Origin of the sequence: Mesorhizobium sp. WSM3626 (assembly GCF_000513935.1) — a bacterium.
Taxonomy (GTDB): Bacteria; Pseudomonadota; Alphaproteobacteria; order Rhizobiales; family Rhizobiaceae; genus Mesorhizobium; species Mesorhizobium salmacidum.
On the sequence record NZ_AZUY01000025.1, the window covers coordinates 31723 to 49991 of the forward strand.

General features: G+C 63.2%; 19 protein-coding genes. 9 read left to right on the forward strand and 10 right to left on the reverse strand.

Annotated features, from left to right (window positions below; translation table 11 throughout):
- Complete coding sequence (locus M653_RS0118205; protein WP_027144632.1) at positions 1–858, reverse strand: phosphoenolpyruvate hydrolase family protein; 858 nt, start codon at positions 856–858, stop codon at positions 1–3.
- 9 nt (positions 859–867) lie between these two features.
- A complete protein-coding gene (locus M653_RS0118210; RefSeq protein WP_027144633.1) occupies positions 868–2064 on the reverse strand; it encodes a Tm-1-like ATP-binding domain-containing protein in 1197 nt (398 codons plus the stop codon).
- A gap of 140 nt (positions 2065–2204) precedes the next feature.
- Here M653_RS0118210 and M653_RS0118215 point away from each other — a divergent pair, with 140 nt between their 5' ends.
- The 7 genes from M653_RS0118215 to M653_RS0118245 all read left to right on the forward strand — a co-directional run bounded on the left by M653_RS0118215 (position 2205) and on the right by M653_RS0118245 (position 8931).
- Positions 2205–2882, forward strand: a complete 678-nt coding sequence (locus M653_RS0118215) for a TetR/AcrR family transcriptional regulator (protein WP_027144634.1) — start codon at positions 2205–2207, stop codon at positions 2880–2882.
- 366 nt (positions 2883–3248) lie between these two features.
- Complete coding sequence (locus M653_RS0118220; RefSeq protein WP_027144635.1) at positions 3249–4565, forward strand: ABC transporter substrate-binding protein; 1317 nt, start codon at positions 3249–3251, stop codon at positions 4563–4565.
- 69 nt (positions 4566–4634) lie between these two features.
- A complete protein-coding gene (locus M653_RS0118225; RefSeq protein ID WP_027144636.1) occupies positions 4635–5540 on the forward strand; it encodes a sugar ABC transporter permease in 906 nt (301 codons plus the stop codon).
- A 1-nt stretch (position 5541) separates the two neighbouring features.
- The gene (locus tag M653_RS0118230) at positions 5542–6501 is read left to right on the forward strand and encodes a carbohydrate ABC transporter permease (protein ID WP_027144637.1); all 960 of its coding nucleotides are present in this window, start codon (positions 5542–5544) and stop codon (positions 6499–6501) included.
- Entirely contained in the window at positions 6498–6728 is a 231-nt protein-coding gene (locus M653_RS0118235; RefSeq protein WP_027144638.1) for a hypothetical protein, read from the forward strand. The genes M653_RS0118230 and M653_RS0118235 overlap by 4 nt, the downstream gene beginning before the upstream one ends.
- The gene (locus M653_RS0118240) at positions 6725–7828 is read left to right on the forward strand and encodes an ABC transporter ATP-binding protein (protein WP_027144639.1); all 1104 of its coding nucleotides are present in this window, start codon (positions 6725–6727) and stop codon (positions 7826–7828) included. The genes M653_RS0118235 and M653_RS0118240 overlap by 4 nt, the downstream gene beginning before the upstream one ends.
- On the forward strand, positions 7828–8931 hold the full coding sequence (locus tag M653_RS0118245) for an ABC transporter ATP-binding protein (RefSeq protein ID WP_027144640.1): 1104 nt from the start codon (positions 7828–7830) through the stop codon (positions 8929–8931). Before M653_RS0118240 ends, M653_RS0118245 begins: the two co-directional genes overlap by 1 nt.
- A gap of 7 nt (positions 8932–8938) precedes the next feature.
- On the opposite strand, the gene M653_RS0118250 is transcribed toward M653_RS0118245, so the two are convergent.
- Together M653_RS0118250 and M653_RS0118255 are read right to left on the reverse strand one after the other, a co-directional pair.
- Positions 8939–9370, reverse strand: coding sequence for a DUF4437 domain-containing protein (locus tag M653_RS0118250; RefSeq protein WP_027144641.1), 432 nt, complete (start codon positions 9368–9370; stop codon positions 8939–8941).
- Positions 9371–9487: 117 nt separating this feature from the next.
- Positions 9488–10459, reverse strand: a complete 972-nt coding sequence (locus M653_RS0118255) for an AraC family transcriptional regulator (RefSeq protein WP_027144642.1) — start codon at positions 10457–10459, stop codon at positions 9488–9490.
- Positions 10460–10637: 178 nt separating this feature from the next.
- Between M653_RS0118255 and M653_RS0118260 the strand changes: the two genes are divergently transcribed.
- Positions 10638–11852, forward strand: a complete 1215-nt coding sequence (locus M653_RS0118260; RefSeq protein WP_027144643.1) for an MFS transporter — start codon at positions 10638–10640, stop codon at positions 11850–11852.
- Positions 11853–11964: 112 nt separating this feature from the next.
- Here M653_RS0118260 and M653_RS0118265 read toward each other — a convergent pair whose 3' ends face one another.
- Positions 11965–12312 carry a GFA family protein gene (locus tag M653_RS0118265; RefSeq protein ID WP_027144644.1) on the reverse strand — a complete coding sequence of 116 codons (348 nt, stop codon included), beginning with the start codon at positions 12310–12312 and terminating at the stop codon, positions 11965–11967.
- Positions 12313–12428: 116 nt separating this feature from the next.
- Between M653_RS0118265 and M653_RS0118270 the strand changes: the two genes are divergently transcribed.
- Entirely contained in the window at positions 12429–13724 is a 1296-nt protein-coding gene (locus tag M653_RS0118270; protein WP_027144645.1) for an amidase, read from the forward strand.
- 24 nt (positions 13725–13748) lie between these two features.
- Here the strand turns inward: M653_RS0118270 and M653_RS0118275 are convergent, their stop codons facing one another.
- From M653_RS0118275 to M653_RS0118295, 5 genes are read right to left on the reverse strand one after another with little or no spacing between them, the layout of a single operon-like run.
- The gene (locus M653_RS0118275; RefSeq protein ID WP_027144646.1) at positions 13749–14138 is read right to left on the reverse strand and encodes a hypothetical protein; all 390 of its coding nucleotides are present in this window, start codon (positions 14136–14138) and stop codon (positions 13749–13751) included.
- A gap of 39 nt (positions 14139–14177) precedes the next feature.
- Positions 14178–15158 carry a hydroxyacid dehydrogenase gene (locus M653_RS0118280; RefSeq protein ID WP_027144647.1) on the reverse strand — a complete coding sequence of 327 codons (981 nt, stop codon included), beginning with the start codon at positions 15156–15158 and terminating at the stop codon, positions 14178–14180.
- 14 nt (positions 15159–15172) lie between these two features.
- A complete protein-coding gene (locus tag M653_RS0118285; RefSeq protein WP_027144648.1) occupies positions 15173–15892 on the reverse strand; it encodes a FadR/GntR family transcriptional regulator in 720 nt (239 codons plus the stop codon).
- Positions 15893–15894: 2 nt separating this feature from the next.
- Entirely contained in the window at positions 15895–17064 is a 1170-nt protein-coding gene (locus M653_RS0118290) for a mandelate racemase/muconate lactonizing enzyme family protein (protein ID WP_027144649.1), read from the reverse strand.
- A 53-nt stretch (positions 17065–17117) separates the two neighbouring features.
- On the reverse strand, positions 17118–18005 hold the full coding sequence (locus tag M653_RS0118295; RefSeq protein WP_027144650.1) for a sugar phosphate isomerase/epimerase: 888 nt from the start codon (positions 18003–18005) through the stop codon (positions 17118–17120).
- Positions 18006–18269: the final 264 nt, after the last annotated feature.

The window sequence follows — 18269 nt, forward strand, 5'->3', positions numbered from 1 at the left end:
TCATCCCTTCTTTTTCTTGGCGGTCTTCTCGCCGCCGAGCGCCTTGAAATCCGCTGTCTGCCTGGCGATCGCGGCTTCCGCGGGCAGCCGTTCCATCGAGCTCGCGCCATAAAAGCCGTGCAGGCCTTTGGCATGGGAGAGGATGTAGCGCGCATCGTCGGGCATTGAGATTGGGCCGCCATGGCAAAGCAGGATGACATCCTTGCGTACCGAGCGCGCGGCCTCGGCAATGGCGTCGATGGCAACGACGCAGTCGTCGAGCGACTTGGCCGAGGTGGCGCCGATCGAGCCGCCAGTCGTCACACCCATATGGGCAACGACGATGTCGGCTCCGGCCTTGGCCATGGCGCGAGCTTCTTCGGGGGTGAAGACATAGGGCGTGGTCAAGAGATCGAGCTTGTGCGCCTCGGCGATCATGTCGACCTCGAGGCCGAAGCCCATGCCGGTCTCCTCGAAGCTCTGCCGCATGGTGCCGTCGAAGAGACCGATGGTCGGGAAATTCTGCACGCCGGAAAAGCCCATCGTCTTCAGTTCCGCCAGCAGCAGCGGCATGATGACGAAGGGATCGGTGCCGTTGACGCCGGCCAGCACGGGCGTGCGCCTGACCACCGGCAAGACCTCATAGGCCATCTCCTTGACGATCTCGTTGGCATTGCCATAGGCGAGCAGGCCCGCGGCCGAACCGCGTCCGGCCATGCGGTAGCGGCCGGAATTGTAGATGATGATGAGGTCGATGCCGCCGGCTTCCTCTGCCTTGGCCGACAGGCCGGTGCCGGCACCGCCGCCGACGATCGGCACGCCCTTGTCGATCATTCCCCGGAATTTCTTCAATATGTCCTTGCGCGGTATGGCTGGCATGTCTGGGTCTCACTGTCTGGCGATATCGAGAAAGGCAGCGACCGCGGCCCTGGCGAATTCGGGATCGTTGATGTGCAGCGGCAGGCGGGTGACGCGGCGCGTCGCACCTGGCCTGATGGTGCGCTCGATGGCGTCGAACAGGACGGCATCGGCTTCCGGATCGAAGAAGGCGCCGCCTTCGATATCGAGTGCGGAGACGCCTTTTTCCGGGATCAGGAAATGCACTGGACCTTCGCAATGGGCGAGCCTGGTGCCGATCCATTCGCCGATCGCGCGGCATTCCTGTGCGGTCGTGCGCATCAGGGTGACGTTCGGGTTGTGCTCATAGAACAACCGGCCGCGATAGCGCTCCGGAATGGTCGAAGGCGCCCAGAAGTTGACCATGTCGAGCGCGCCCACCGAACCGACATAGGGCAGGCCGGTGCGGGCGATGGCACCGAAACGATCCTGCGTCGCCGGCAGCACGCCATTGAACAGCAGGTCGCAGACCTCCGTCGTGGTGATGTCGATGACACCCGACAGCAGGCTGCTGTCGGCCAATTTCTCCATGCTGCGGCCGCCGGTGCCGGTGGCATGGAAGACGATGCAGTCGTAGATGTCGCGCAATTGATCGGCGATTGCGGTCACGCAAGGCGTGGTGACGCCGAACATGGTGAGGCCGATCGATGCTTTGCCGTCCGCTGCCGGCGCCGGATTGCCTGCCATGCCCGCTATCGCCTGGGCGGCGTTGTGTAGGACGACACGAGACAGCCGGTTGAGGCCAGCCATGTCGGTCACCGACGGCATCATGATGATGTCGGATATGTCCACATAGGGAGCGGTGTCGCCCGAAGCGAGCGTCGAGACCATGATCTTGGGCAGGCCGAGCGGCAGCGCGCGCATGCCCGCGGTGACGATCGAGGTGCCGCCACCACCGCCAATGCCGATCACACCTGATATGTCGGTGCACGACTGGACAAAGCGCGTGAATGCCCCAGCCATCGCCGCAACCGATCTGCCGCGGTCGTCGATGCCGAGCACCGCACCGCGGCCATCGGGATGACAGGCGGCGACCTCCTCAGCCGAGACGTCGACCGGCACGGTCGCGCCTCGCGTGCCGATATCGACACGGCAAACGACGACGCCCGTGGCTGCGATCGCATCTGCGAGGAAGCCGAGTTCCTCGCCCTTGGTATCGGCCGTGCCCACCACATAGACGCGCTTCATCTGCGCCCCCCTGTGCTGGATGGCCCAAAGGTGGTGATGCTCAGCAGATGAAAGCTTTGTGCGCCATAAAGCGTCAACATAGCCACTCCGGGATAAGGGGCTGCCATTGCAATTTTTTGAGACGCGCGTATCGTATTGGTATGTATGTCTCACGTCAACAACCCGCAACGAACGAAGACACCGGTGAGAGAGCCGAACGCGGACCCCGCGCGCGTACGAAACGGCTGATGCTGGAGACGGCGACAAGGCTGATGCAGGCGGGGGCGACGCCCTCGGTCAGCGAGGTGGCGGAGGCGGCCGAGGTTTCCCGCGCCACCGCCTATCGCTATTTCCCGAGCCAGGCAGCCTTGGTGCAGGCGGTCGTCGACGAGGGGCTCGGGCCGATCCTCACCTGGAAATCCACCGCCGCCGATGCCGAGCGCCGGGTCGCAGACCTGTTCGATACGGCCATGCCGCGCATCGAGGCCTTCGAGGCGACGTTCAAGGCAGCGTTGAAGCTGTCGCTCGATCAATGGGCGCGACGCCAGGCGGGTACGCTGGGCGGCGAGCCTGCCTTCACGCGCGGCCATCGCGTCGAATTGCTGAAAGAGGCGCTCGCGCCGCTCAAGGGCCGCTTGCCGCCGCGCGATTTCAAGCGGCTGGCGCAGGCGCTGTCGCTCATCTTCGGCGTGGAGGTGCTGATCGTGCTCAAGGATATATGGGGGCTGGACAGCCGCCGGACGATGTCGGTCGCGCAATGGGCGGCGAGTGCGTTGGTGCGCGCGGCGATCGCGGAGTCGGCCACCGATACGGCCGGGATGACGCTGGCGACGACATAGGAATAGCGCTAATCTGGTTCTACCAGATTGGCGCGTGGACCACTGATAATACCCGCAATGCAAAAGTCCGCACAAGGCCAAAGCATATCAATGAGTAGGAAAATACAGAGAAAACAGTTGGATAAGTCTGAAATTCGACGGCTTTGGCAGGCATCGTTGCGCAAGAAAGGGCTTGACGCGCATTCATAATTGGTAATACCAGATTTGGAAAGAAAAGCGGATCGAAAGTGAGGGCTGCGACCCATTTCCGGACAGAGCGAGGAGGCTCCGAATTTCGGAAAGCGCGACCACCGGAGGAACTACCAGGGCCAGCTCCGTCGCCGGCTCGCAAGACAAGGTAGAATGCGCACAAGGGAGGAAATCATTATGCGCAAGTTAGTGACCAGCGTGCTTGCTGGTATCGGCTTAACGCTTGCCTGCGGAACATCCGTCTACGCGCAGGAAAAGTCGCTCACCATCTTCTGGGCGGAGTGGGATCCGGCCAATTACCTGCAGGAACTCGGCAACGAGTACGAGAAGGAAACCGGCGTCAAGATCACGGTGGAGACCACGCCCTGGTCCGACTTCCAGACCAAGGCCTTCACCGAGTTCAACGCCCATGGCGACGCCTATGACCTGGTCGTTGGCGACTCGCAGTGGCTCGGCGCCGGCTCCACCGGCGGCCACTATGTCGACCTGACCGACTTCTTCAAGAAGCATGATCTTGGCAACGTCATGGCACCGGCGACGGTGAAATACTATGCCGAGTATCCCGGCAACAGCGGCAAATACTGGGCGATCCCGCTCGAGGGCGATGCCGTCGGCTGGTCCTATCGCAAGGACTGGTTCGAGGATCCGAAGGAGAAGGAAGCCTTCAAGGCCAAGTACGGCTACGACCTCGACGTGCCGAAGGACTTCAAGGCGCTGCGCGACATCGCCGAGTTCTTCCACCGGCCGGATCAGAAGAGATACGGAATCGCCATCTACACCGACAATTCCTACGACGCGATGGCGATGGGCTTCGAGAACGCGCTGTTCTCCTATGGCGGTGAGTTGGGCGACTACACGACCTACAAGGTCGATGGTCACATCAACTCCGACAAGGCGGTGGCCGCGCTCGATGCCTATAAGGAACTCTACAAGTTCACGCCTCCGGGCTGGGCCAAATCGTTCTTCGTCGAGGACAACCAGGCAATCACGGAAAACCTGGCCGCGATGAGCATGAACTTCTTCGCGTTCTTCCCCTCGCTGATCAACGAAGCGTCGAACCCGAATGCCAAGAACACCGGCTTCTTCGCCAACCCTCCCGGTCCCAATGGCGACCAGTTCGCCGCGCTCGGCGGGCAAGGCATCTCCGTCATCTCGTACTCGCAGAAGCAGGAAGAGGCGATGAAGTTCCTCGAATGGTTCATCAAGGACGAGACCCAGAAGAAGTGGGCGGCCCTTGGCGGCTATACCTGCAGCCAGGCAGTGCTCAAGTCGCCTGAGTTCCAGAACGCCACGCCCTACAACAAGGCCTTCTACGAGACCATGTTCAAGGTGAAGGACTTCTGGGCGGTGCCGGAATATGCCGAACTGCTGCAGCAGCTGAACCAGCGCGTCTATCCCTACATAATCGGCGGCAGTGGCACCGCCAAGGAAACGCTGGACGCTTTGGCTGGAGACTGGAACGCGACCTTCAAGAAATACGGCCGCGGCCAATAATCATTCATGTCCCGCGGAGGGGGCGGTGTCGCCTCCTCCGTTTCTTTTTCTTGAACCGGGAGCAGGGTCTTGGCGACCACGATGATCACCACCCTCGACAGATCCTCGCGTGCCGCGGCGCGCGGCCTGAGCGATATTTCCATCCGCAATCTCTTCATCATCCCGACGGTTCTGTTCCTGATCGTCTTCAACATTTTTCCGCTGATCTACTCGCTCGGCTATTCCTTCACCGACTTCCGCGCGTCGACCAACGCGCCGGCGAATTTCGTCGGGCTGCAGAGCTATCGCGACCTGCTCAACGACCCCTATGTCTGGTCGAACTTCGCCATCACGGCGAAATACGTGATTGTCTCGGTCGTCGGACAGCTGCTCGTCGGCTTCGGCGTGGCGATGCTGCTCAACCGGGATATTCCGCTCAAGGGTCTTATCACCACGCTGCTGCTGCTGCCGATGATGCTGTCGATGGCGGTCGTCGGGCTGTTCTGGAAATTGCTTTACGACCCGTCATGGGGGGTCATCAACTATGCGCTCGGGCTCGGCAATTTCGAGTGGCTGGCCGACCCCAAGATGGCGCTTTACGCCGTCGCGCTGACCGACATCTGGATGTGGTCACCCTTCGTCATGCTGCTGTCGCTGGCCGGCCTGTCCGCAGTGCCGAAGCATCTCTACGAAGCCGCCGCGATCGACCGCGCCGGGCCGTTCTACACCTTCTTCCGTATCACGCTGCCGCTGGTCGCGCCGATCCTGATGATTGCGGTCATTTTCCGCACCATGGAAGCGTTCAAGACCTTCGACCTTGCCTACATCCTGACTAGCCAGCCGACGGCCGAGCTGATCTCGATCCGGCTCTACAAAATGGCGTTCCAGGAATGGCAGACCGGGCGCTCCTGCGCGATGGCCTACATCGTGCTGATCATGGTGCTGGCGATCACCAACATCTATGTCAAATACCTCAACAAGGTGAAGGAGCGCTGAGATGGCCGCCGTCCGCACTTCTTCCGAGATCACCTTCAACCGCGTCGCCATCGTCGCCGTGCTGCTGGTGACGATAATATTCCTGGCGCCGATCTACTGGATCGCATCAACGGCGTTCAAGCCGCGCAATCTTGCCACGACCATTCCGCCGACCGTCGTCTTTCAGCCGGAGATATCGCCCTTTGTGAAGCTGTTCACCAAGCGATCTCAATTGCGCAGTCCGCCGTCGCCGGAAGAGTACGCGGCGGCCCCATGGTGGGAGCGCGTCGTCTTCGACGGTGGCGAAAAGATCGTGCGCGACGGCAAGGGCCAGGTCCAGTGGTCAGGCTATCCGAGCCGCTTTCTGAACTCGCTGATCATCGCCATCACTTCGACGGTGCTGGCGGTCGGCATGGGCACGTTCACCGCTTATGGGTTCTCGCGTTTCAAGGTGAAGGGAGAGGCGGACCTGCTCTTCTTCATCCTGTCGACACGCATGCTGCCGCCCGTGGTGGTTGCGATCCCGATGTTCCTGATGTACCGCGCGGTCGGCCTCAACGATACCCACATCGGATTGATCATCCTCTACACCGCCTTCAACCTGTCCTTCTCGGTGTGGCTGATGAAGGGTTTCATGGATGAAATCCCGAAGGAATATGAGGAGGCGGCACTGGTCGACGGTTACACCCGCATGGAAGCCTTCTTCAAGATCGTGCTGCCGGAGGCCGCCACCGGCATCGCCGCCACCGCCGTCTTCTGCTTCATCACGGCGTGGAACGAATATGCCTTCGCGCTGATCATGACCAACCGCCGCGCCCAGACCGCGCCGCCGTTCATTCCCAGCCAGGTCGGCTCCGGCCTGCCGGACTGGACGGTGATCGCCGCCGGAACCTTCCTGTTCCTGCTGCCGGTCGCCATCTTCACCTTCCTGCTCCGCAATCATCTCTTGCGCGGCATGTCCTTCGGAGCAATCCGCAAATGAGCTTTCGCGCCATCAATCAGAAATATCTGGAACCGGGTTCGCAAATACTCATGGTGCTCGGCATCGTGGCCCTCTGCCAGCCCTGGAACATGCTGCTGCACGCCTATGGCCTGACCATCATCCTGGTCGGGCTGATCGGCTTCAACATCACCTCGAAGATCGCGCCCGAGGAACAGGCCGGCACCGGCCATGGCGCGGACGCGCGAAATCCGGGAGCACAGCATTGACCCAGATCGAGCTTCGCGGCGTCCAGAAATTCTTCGGTGCCGTCCAGGTCATCAAGGACCTCAACCTCAAGATCGCGGACAATGAGTTCATCGTGCTGCTTGGCCAGTCCGGCTGCGGCAAGACGACGACGTTGCGCGCCATCGCCGGGCTGGAAACCATCGATGAGGGCGATATCCTCATCGACGGCAAGCCGGTCCAACATCTGAAGGCGGCCGACCGCGATATCGCCATGGTGTTCCAGTCGTTTTCGCTCTACCCGCATATGAGCGTCTACGAGAACATCGCCTTTCCACTCCGCGCCACGCGCAAGAGCAAAAGCGAGATCGATCAGGAAGTACGTTCGGTCGCCAAAACGCTGCAAATCTTGGACCTGCTGGCCAAGAAACCGTCGGCGCTCTCAGGCGGCGACATGCAGCGCGTCGCCATCGGCCGGGCGCTGGTGCGGCGGCCGAAGGCGATGCTGATGGATGAGCCGATCGGTGCGCTCGACGCCAAGCTGCGCGAGGAGATGCGGGCCGAGATCAAGCGGCTGCACATCAAGCAGGGCTCGACCACCATCTATGTCACGCACGATCAGATCGAGGCGATGAGCCTGGCGGACCGCATCGTCATCATGCATGAGGGGGTGCTGCAGCAGGTGGGAACGCCCGACGAGGTCTATTCGCGTCCGGCCAACCTGTTCGTGGCCCAGTTCGTCGGCAGCCCGGTGATGAACGTCGCCGACGCGGCGGTCGCCGAGACGGCGTCTTCCGTTTCGGTCTCGGTCGGTGGAGCGGCTTCCGGCTTCGAGTTTCCCCGCACATTGCTGTCGAAGCTCAATGGCCATGCCGGTGGCAGCCTGGCGCTCGGAATTCGGCCCGAAGGGGTGCTCATTCGCCGTGACGCGGCCGATGGCTTCATGGCCGTCGAGACGCAGATCGTCGAACCGCTCGGCTCCTTTGACATCGTCGACCTCAAGGTCGGCTCCAAGATGCTGCGTGCCCGCACCAAGAGCGGCTACATTTCAGGCCCCGGCGAAAAGGTCTTTGCCAGGATCGATCCGACGCAGGCGCATTTCTTCGACAAGGCAAGCGGCAAGTCGCTTGAGGTGAGGCTCTGATGGCCCATATCCAGCTCAAGAACATTTCCAAGAGTTTCGGCAACCACACGGCCTTGACCGGACTGGACCTCGACATCGCCGATGGCGAATTCTTTGTCCTGCTCGGCGAAACGGGTGCCGGCAAGACGACGACGCTGCGGCTGATCGCCGGGCTGGAGAAACCGAGCGAGGGGCAGGTCTTCATCGACGGGGTCGACGTTGCCGACTGGGGCGCGGCCGAGCGCGACGTGGCGCTGGTGCTGCAGCAATACTCGCTTTATCCGCGTTACACGGTGCGCGAGAATCTCGAATTTCCGCTGAAGCCGAAGATCCGCCGTCTGCCGGACGCCGAGATCAAGGACCGCGTCGACCGCGCCGCCCGCACGCTGCGGATCGAGCACCTGCTCGACCGCAAGACCGACCGGCTATCCGGCGGCGAGATGCAGCGCGTCTCCATCGGCCGCGCCATCGTGCGCAAGCCGCGCGTGTTCCTGATGGACGAGCCGCTGTCGGCGCTCGACGCCAAATTGCGCGAGGCGCTGCGCACCGAGTTGAAGAACCTGCAGATACAGCTCGGCGCCACCTTCCTGTTCGTGACCCACGACCAGATCGAGGCGATGTCGATGGGCGACAAAGTCGGCGTGCTCAACCACGGCCGCATCATCCAGACCGGCACGCCGCACGAGATCTACAACAATCCGCGCGACACCTATGTGGCGAGCTTCGTCGGCTCGCCGCCGATGAACCTGATCGACGGCAGGCTGGTGAACGGCCGCGCGGTGATGGCGCCGTTGAATTTCGAACTGCCCTTTGCGGGGGCGGCCAAAATCTTTGCGGGGGCTGGGGCGAGTGGGGCGACCGACGGTCGCCCGCTCGTCTTCGGCATCCGTCCGGAGGATGTCTATCTGGAAAGCGGCGCACCGGTCGAGGCGCGTGTCCACGACGTCGAGAACCATGGCGTGGAAAAGATCCTGACGCTGCGGGTCGGCGATACGACACTGCGCGCCACGGTGCCGGCCAGGACCGATGTCGCTATCGAGCAACCGGTGCGCTTTGCCTGGAACCCGGACAAGGTGGTGCTGTTCGACAAGGGCAGTGGGGTCAGCCTGCGGCACGCGTCATAGGGCGCGGCTATTTTGGCAGGTAGGTCTCGTATGGCGTGTCGTTGATCAACAGGATCACGCATTCCGTCTCCGAGAGGCAGGCGTCGTCATGCATCTCATTGGCCTTTTGTGTCCAGTAGGAACCAGGCGGCAGTTCGACCTTGGTCGCCTCACCGCCTTCCATCTGCCAGTGAGCCCACAGACCCTGGATGACCACGGCGCGATAGTCGGCGGTGTGCGCGTGAACAGGAGCACGCCAGTTGCCCGGGACTTTCAGCAAAGTTCCGGCAGGGCCCTTTGCCCTTTCGCCCCACAGCGGTCCCAGGCGCTGCGGCTGGTTCGGTGCCTCGGAGACGTAAGGGATCTTGCCTGCCGGCAGATAGCTGTCCTCGAGGGCAAAGGCGCGTCCGGGAATGACCGACAGGACACCAAGCGCGAGCAGTGCGAAATGATTGGCCATGGGATTTCCTCCCCGGACCAGATTATCCGCCGGAAGCCGGCCGGCAATGACGCTGCGTCCAAAAGACCTGGCAATTCCTCCAGCCGGGAAGGATTGGAGCGATTTCGTTGCCTGAGGTCAGGACGGGTCGTCGCCGGCACCAATGTGGCGCAGATGGCTCGGCGCCACGCCCATCACCCGCTTGAAGGCGCGGCTGAAGGATGCTTCCGAATCATAAGCCAGTTTCGCCGCCGCCACCGATACCCTCATGCCATCCCGGGCCAACCATTGCCTGGCCTGGTGCATGCGCACGCGCAGCACATATTTGGCCGGCGTCTCTCCGACCACTGTGGCGAAGCGCTGGGCAAAGGCGGAGCGCGAGGCTCCCATCATCCGCGCCAGCGCCTCGACGCTCCAATCGCGGTCCGGCTGCAGGTGGATGGCTGCCAGCACTTTGCCGACGTCGGGATTGCGGACGGCGGCGATCCAGCCGGTGGCATCGCCACAGCCGTTCTCCACCCAGGAGCGGATGATCGTGGCGGCGAGCACATCGGCAAGGCGGGCAAGGATTCCGCCGGAGCCGACCCGGTCCATCGTCACCTCGCCGGCCATCGCGTCGAGCAGATGCTGGATACCGGGCGCGTTCGCCATCAACTTATGCGCCTGCATCAGGTTTGGCATCATGTCGAGCAGCGGGTGCGAGCCGTCGAGATTGAAATGCATGCTGCCGCAAAACAGCAAGGTCTTGGGCCCACCGCACTCGTTGGAGACGTCGTATATGTTCTCGCACACCGGTTCGATCGTGTAGCGGCCGATCGGCACCGGGGGCACGCCGGGCGCGCTGGCCAGGACATGCGCGTCGCCGCGCGGGATCAGAAGCGCGTCGCCTACGGAGAGTTCGATCCACTCCCTGGCCGGCGAGAACAGCCAGCAACCCTGCTGGCCGATGAAATGAAACCGCGCTGCCTTCTGTGCAGGGAAGGAAACGGCCCAGGGCTCGCCCAACACGCAGCGGCCATAGTCGACGCCGTCGAGCCGTAGTCCGCGCAGCATGTCGGTCAGCGGATCACCAGAAGTCGGCAGCGTCATTTTGGACGAATTGTAATTCATTCTGGTGTTTATAGCATGGAAACTCCAACCCGTCACTCCCATGTTGTGCTGCAGCCAAATGCTGCGCTGCAAACAAACCGAAGACCCGGCCGCATAGCCAAGCCATGGCGGCAAGGCGTGTAACGGTAGCCCGAGCCGGTTCTCTTCCATGTGGCGCTGCAAACATCGGAGACTGACCATGGCCGAACCCGCGACAGGCGCCATTGACGCCGCACTTCTGAACCCCGCAGAATCCGATGAACGAACCGAGCCCGCATGGGGCGTCGTGGTCTCGCTCGCCCTTGGCGTTTTCGGTCTGGTCACCGCCGAATTCCTGCCCGCCAGCCTTTTGACGCCGATGGCGCGCGATCTCAGCGTAAGCGAAGGCGTGGCAGGGCAGGCGGTGACGGCAACCGCCATCGTCGGCGCCATCGCCGCCCCCACCATGGCCATCATCACAAGGCGCATGGACCGCAGGCTGGTGATGTGGATGCTGACGATGTTCCTCATCCTGTCCAATCTTCTCGCCACCTTTGCCTCGTCGCTGCCCATGCTCCTGCTTGCCCGTGTCGTGCTCGGCGTGGCCCTTGGCGGCTTCTGGGCGATGTCGGCGGCCATGGCGTTGCGGCTGGTGCCGATGCGGCTGATGCCGCGCGCCATGTCGATCATCCTGACCGGCGTGTCGCTTGCCACCGTTACCGCAGCGCCTGTCGGCGCCTATGTCGGCGACGTCTGGGGCTGGCGCACGGCCTTCATGATTGCGACGATCGTCGGGGCGCTGGCGCTGCTGGTGCAATTGGCCACCATTCCAAAGCTGCCGCCGGTGGGGGTCGCGAGCTTCCGCACCTTGCTCGAGGTGCTGGAGCGGCCGTCGATCAGGGTTGCCCTGCTGGTGGTGCTGCTGGTCGCGTCCGGGCACTTTGCCGGCTTCACCTATGTCCGTCCCTTCCTCGAGAAGGTGCCGGTGCTCAACATCGAGACGATCTCGCTGGTGCTGCTGGCCTACGGCATAGGCGGTTTCTTCGGCAACATCGCCGGCGGCATCCTGGCCGAGCGCAACCTCAAGGTCGCGGTGGCGCTGGCGCCCCTGCTGATTGCATTGGCGGCCGCCTCGATGCTGATCCTTGGCACTTCGCCCATGATCGCGGCCGCCGCCGTCGCGGCCTGGGGCTTTGCCTTCGGCGCGGTGCCGGTCGGGTTGCAGAGCTGGCTGGTGCGGGCAGCACCCGACCAGGCTGAAAGCGCCGGCGGCTTGATGGTCGCGACCTTCCAGGTGGCGATTGCGATGGGCGCCGTCTTTGGCGGTCTGCTGGTCGACCATGCCGGCGTCGCCAGCGCCTTTGCCTATTGCGGCGCGGCGACGTTGCTGGCTGCCGTCGTGGTGTTTCTGCGCGGTCCGAAGCAGGCCGAATAGTTTCCCCCAACGGTCGTCCCTGGCAGCGGCCCGAGAACCCTTACGGTTTTCGGGCCGCCGTTATTTTGAGGTCGCGGTGAACGAGTAGCGGGCGATGGGGATACTGGGAAGCTTAGACTGCCCGCCCGTCGAAGTCGAAGATCGGCAAGGCGGACGGGTCGAGACCGGTGACGCAATTGATGTTGACGTAAGCGCTGCGTTCGCCGCCTTCGCTGGTGTCCTCGGCAAAGGGATGGATGCCGCAGGTTCGGCAGAAGCGGTGCGCTATTCTCGCCTCGCCGAATGTGTAGCGGCCGAGGTCATCGCCCCAGGCGACGAGGGTAAGCCTGTCACGTGGCACGGCCCATAGCAGCGCACCCTTGCGGGCGCAGATCGAGCAATTGCAGCGCACGACGCCCTCAAGCTCGCCCTCCACCTCGAACGCAACCTTGCCGCAATGGCAGCTGCCTTTGTACAGCATCAGTATCTTCCTATCGCTGGCAGGTGCAAAGGCACGCTGACCGGGTTATCCCTTCGGCAGACTTAGCGGCTGCTTGCCCTAAGGACGTTTCTATCCTGGCGGAGTCCGACATCGACATGCAATCAATCCGCGACCGTCTCGAAAACATCCTGTCACGTCTTGCCAATCGTACGGCCGACGAGAAGGTCTTCACGAAGCTCTATGCCGAAGCCGCGCGGGCCGCGGCTGACGCCAGCGATGTCCGCAAAAGAGTGGGCGTGACGCTCGGCCCGCTCGACGGCACCATTTTCTCGATCAAGGATTTGTTCGATGTCGCCGGCGAGCCGACCACGGCCGGTTCCCTGATGCGCAAGACGGCCGCGCCGGCGCAGCGCGACGCCGCCATTGTCAGCCGGCTTCGGCAAGCCGGTGCGGTGATCATCGGCAAGACCAACATGACCGAATTCGCCTTCACCGCGATTGGCGATAACATGCATTATGGCACGCCAGGCAATGCAAGGGATGTCAGGTGCATCCCCGGCGGTTCGTCATCCGGGGCCGGTGTGTCTGTGGGCGAGGGGACGAGCGAAATTTCGATCGGCTCCGACACCGGTGGTTCGATCCGCATTCCGGCGGCGCTCAATGGTGTCGTCGGTTTCAAGCCGACAGCGCGGCGCGTACCGCTCTCCGGCGCCTTTCCGCTTTCGGGAACGCTGGACTCGGTCGGACCGCTCGCCCGAACCGTCCCGCAATGCGCCGCCGCCGACGCGGTGATGGCCGGCGAGGAGCCGAACGAGTTGGTGGCCATTCCACTCGCCGGGCTTCGCATCGGTATTCCGCGCGGCGTTCTCTTCGGCGGCACGGAAGGCGAAATTGCCGCGGCCTTCGAGCATTGTCTTGGCAAGATCGAACAGGCTGGCGCACGCATCGCGGATCTGCCGATCGACGACATGATCGCGGATCTGCGCGCGGCCACCAAGCGCGGGTCGATCGCGGCGATGGAGGGCGCGGAAGTGCATGCCGACTGGCTGGCGACAGGCGCATCGGTCCCGGTGGATCCGCATGTCAGCGGGCCTCTGTCGCGCGCCGCACTGCTGCCGACGCCGGTTTATATCAGGGCGCTCCGCCGCCGTGCCGCGCTTGCCGCCGCCATGGATGAGCGGCTGGCGTCGATTGATGTGCTGGCGTTGCCAACCGTGCCGGTGACGGCGCCGACCATCGCTGCATTGGCCGAGGATGCCGAACTGCGTGATCGTATCGAAGGACTGCTTTTGCGCAACACGCAGGTCGCCAACCAATTCGACCTCTGCGCGATCTCGTTGCCGATGCCGGGTGCATCGCTGCCAATGGGACTGATGCTCGTGGCGCGCAATGGCCATGACAGTCGTCTGCTAAGGATCGCCGCGTCGGTGGAGAGGCTGCTGGGTGGTTGATCGGCAGTGGCCGTAGATGACGGATCAGTGCGACGAACAGTGCTTGCGTTCGCCGTCCTTGGCGGTGCGCACGATGCGGGTCGCGACCAGCCAGGGCAAGCTGTAATCCTTGCCGGTGATGGTCTGCGTGCGCTGCTCGATCGCGCCCCTGACCACGATCTTTCCGCTATAAAGCACGTCGGACTGATCGGTTATCGCCTTGTCGGCCTGCGGCAATCCGCTGGTGTCGATCGACACACCCTTGATGATCGTGCCGGTGACGAGATCGAGCGCGCTGCTCGATGGACAGGGCGCCTTGAAGCAGCGCATCCCGTTGTCGCAATAGACATAGCTGCTCTCGGCCGCAGCGAGTGCCGGCAAGGTGCAGATGGAGGAAGTTGCGGCAATCAGAGATGCAAGGCGAAGACCGGACATGGCCTCAACGTCGCGGAGAATTGGGGCGAAACCGCGATGCTATATCTGCGCCGGAAACCGTCGCCGGTAATGATCGACCACTTCCGGATTGCGCAGATTGACCGGCAGCTTGCCGGCCAGCACCAGCAAGACTTCGCTGGCCGCGCCGACGCCCATGCGCATCATCGATTCCTCGGTAATCCCCGCCATATGCGGGGTGATGACGACATTGTCGAAGCCGAAATAGGAATGATTTGGCGGCAGCGGCTGCGTCGAAAAGACATCGAGCGCGGCGCCGCCGATGCGGCGCTCCCGCAAGGCCTCGATCATCGCGTCATCATCGACGACCGGCCCGCGCGACACGTTGATCAGCAGTGCGTTGGGCTTCATGCGGGCGATGCGTTCGCGGCTGATCAGGCCGCGGGTCTCCGGCGTCAGCGGGCAGCAGAGAACGATGATGTCGCTCTGCTCGACCAGCGCGTCGATCGACAGGAAGCCGACTTTTTCCGGCGCCGGCTGCATGCTGCGCGTCGTTGCCACCACTTTCAGGTCGAAGCCGTGCGCGGCGATGTGGCCGACGGCCTGCCCGACGGCGCCGAGACCAACAATGCCAATGGTCTTGCCGGCGAGTTCGATGTTGGAATTGGCATGCTCGCGTCCGGCAAGCCAGCCCTTGGCGCGCAGGTCGCGGTCGACCCTGCGGAACTGCCGCAGCAGTGCAAGCGCGGTGAACATGACATGTTCGGCGACCGAGCGGGCATTTACCGCCGGCACGTTGGCCACGAGCACGCCGGCTGCCGCGGCCGCTTCCATCGGGATCATGTCGAGCCCGGCGCCATGGCGGATCGCGGCCCTGAGCTTCCAGGCTCCCTCGAACAATGCCGGCGGCAGAGGCGCCCGCACGATGACGATATCGGCGTCCTTGGCCTCCCTGGTCAAGGTGCCGGCGTCGAGCGCGGAGGCAATGACGAGCTGACCGGCGCCGGCGAGCCTGGCCGTGGCGCGCGGGTGCAGCGGATGGGTCGACAGGATCTTGGGCATGGCCTGGGTCACGGTCAGGCCTTTTCGAGTGTCGCGCCCGCGGGCGCAGCCGCCATGCCGCCCTCGATCAAGCCCTTCCAATAGCTCTCCGCGCCTTGGAGGTGGGCGCTCATCAGCGCCTGGGCGAGATTGCCATCGCGGCGCAGCAGCGCCTCGTAGATCTGCACGTGCTCGGCATGCGAGCGCACGCTGCGTTCGGGATCGTTGAAGTAGATCGGCAGGCGCTGCTCGCCCATCAGATAGTAGACGCTGCAGATGTTGTGGAAGACGCTGTTCTTGGTGGCGCGCACGATCTCCAGATGAAATTCGCGGTCCTCCTTGGCCAGGCCTTCGCCTGCGGCGATGCGGTCTTCCGACGCTTTGAGGATTTCGCGCAGGCGCTCGAAATTCTCCTCGGTGGCGCGCGAGCAGGCAAGCTCGGCGGCCTTGATCTCATGGATCTTGCGCAACTCGACCGTTTCATAAATCTGCAAGGGATCGAGCGGCAGGCCGGCGCGCGCAAACAGCGCCAGCGCCTCGACGCTTGCCTGCTTGGTGTCGATGTAGATGCCCGATTTGGCGCGGCGCTCGACGATGCGCATGGCTTCGAGGATGGCGAGCGCTTCGCGGATCTGGCCACGGCTGACGCCGAAATGCTCCGCCAGCTCGCGTTCCGACGGCGTGCGGCCGCTCTCCTTGTCCGAATGGGAGAACAGATAGGCGGCGAGTTCCGCGAGAAGGTTCTTTTCTTTCATCGTCAATTGCGTTGCGCGTGCGCCTCCAGGAATCGCTCCGAAACGGTGAATCCCAATCCGGGCTTTTCCGGGATCGCTATCATGCCGTCCCTTGCTTCGACAGTCTCTTCGATCAGATCGTGGATCATCGGGTTGGCGCCAAGCGAATATTCGACCGTGAAACTCGAAGGCGAGGCGGCGCAGACATGCAGCCCGGCGAAGAAGCATGGCGCACCGGCCCAAAGATGCGGCGCGAAGCGCAAATTGAAGGCGCTGGCGATGGTGCCGATCTTCATCGCCTCGCTGATGCCGCCGCAGAAGGCCGGGTCCGGCTGGAAGATGTCGGCGGCCTTGAGCACGGCGAGGTCGCGGAAGGCGTAGCGCGTCGCTTCGCTCTCGCCGGTGGCGATCGGAACCGCGCCGGCGGTGCGCACTTCGGCCATGCCCGGCTTGTCGTCGGCGATCACAGGCTCCTCGAACCAGGCGAGATCGAGATCGCCGACGAGATGGATGAAGCGCTTGGCCTCCGCGACCGTATAAGTGCCGTGGGCATCGACCATCAACTCGACGTCGGGGCCGAGCGCCTGGCGCGCGGCGCGCACGCGGGCGGCGGAAATGTGTGCCGCGCCATCCATGGCGCCCACCCGCATCTTCAGCGCCTTGAAGCCGCCCCTGGCGACGTAGGATCTCAATTGCTCGCCGATGGCATCGGCGGAGGCCCAGCCGCCGGAGGCATAGGCCTGCATGCGATCGGCCTTGCGGCCGCCGAGCAATCGCCAGACCGGCTGGCCCAGCGACTTGCCAAGGATGTCCCAGAGCGCGATGTCGACGGCGCTGATAGCGGCGATGCTCATGCCGCGCCGCGCCAGTTGCGGCATGGCGTGGCCGGCATGGGCGGCGCTCTCATGGCGTACGCCGTTGTAGAGCATCTCCCAGATGACGCCGATATCGGCCGGATCGCGGCCGATCAATTGCGGGCCGATCTCGTGGTTCAGCATGTGGACGAGAGCGCCGTAGCTGCCGGCGCTGCCAGCTGCGTTCTTGCCTTCGCCCCAGCCGACCAGCCCGTCATCGGTTTCGATGCGCAGGATGGCGGCGTCGAAGGTCGTCACCTGGCCGAAGTCGCTACGATGCTGCTTCGCGGCTTCGATCGGCACGCGGACCCACCAGGCCTGGACTGTCTTGATGCGCATTTTGTTCCCCTGCCCGCCGCCGGTAGGGCGGAAGGGCAAATTCCAGGCGTCGACTACTTGATCAGCGGCAACAGCGTTTCGGCGGTGATGCGCATCTGGTCGGTGTAGAATTTCTCGGTGAGCACGCTGGAGCCGTGGTCCTGGATGAACTTCAGCTGCTCGGGCGAGATATCGACAGGGTGGCGCTCGACCATTTCGGGATAGGGTGCTGCCGGCGTGCGGTCGACCGGGGCGACGAACTCATTGGTCAGCGCGCCGTCATAACCGACTTCCTTCAAGGTCGCGACGATCCTTGGCCAGTCGATCTGGCCGAGCCCGGCGGCGAAGCGATTGTTGTCGGCGACATGGAAGTCGAACAGGCGCTTTCCGACCTGCCGGATGGCGTCATGGACGTTAAATTCCTCCATGTGGATATGATAGGCGTCAAGGCAGACGCCGCATTCGGGGCTGACCGCATCGGCCAGCGCCAGCGCCTGGGCGCCGCGATTGAACAGATAGGTTTCGAAGCGGTTGAGCGGTTCGACAGCGATTTTGACGCCAACCTTCTTGGCGTGGGTGAAACATTCGCGGGTCGCATCGACGACCCACTTCCACTCCTCCTCCTCGGTGCCGTCCGGCACCACCTTGCCGACGGTTGCCGGAACCAGCGTGATGATCTCGCCGTCGAGTTCGCTGACCATCGTCAGCACATCCTTGACGTATTGCACGGAGCGCTCACGCTGGCCCTGGTTCCTGGCGGCAAGGTTACGTTCACCCAGCATCAAGGTGACCGCGCCCCAGCAGCGGATGCCATGCTCCTTCAGCAGCGCCCGTGTCTCCTTGGTCTTGTACTGCGCGGGCTCGCCGGAAATCTCGATCGACTCATAGCCGAATTTCTTGATGCGCTTGAGCGTCGTCTCAAGCGGTTCCGCGCGCATCCAGTTGTGCGTCGAAAGATGCATGGCCTGTCCTTCCCAGATTCGTCCGTATGGTTTGCCTGCGACATGCATCGCCGAAAGACGACGCAAGGGTTCCTCCCCAAGGCATCCCCAGACTTTTCCTGCAAACTGGTTCGACCAATTGGGCCTAAAAAGAGGTCTACAGCAAATTCCTCGAGACGGCAACAACTGTGGTGGCGCAACTTTTGGGGTGGATTAGTTTATTGATTACATTGCGATATGTGCCGTTATTTTGCGCGTCCGGAGCGCCTTTTCGGCGCATTCCGA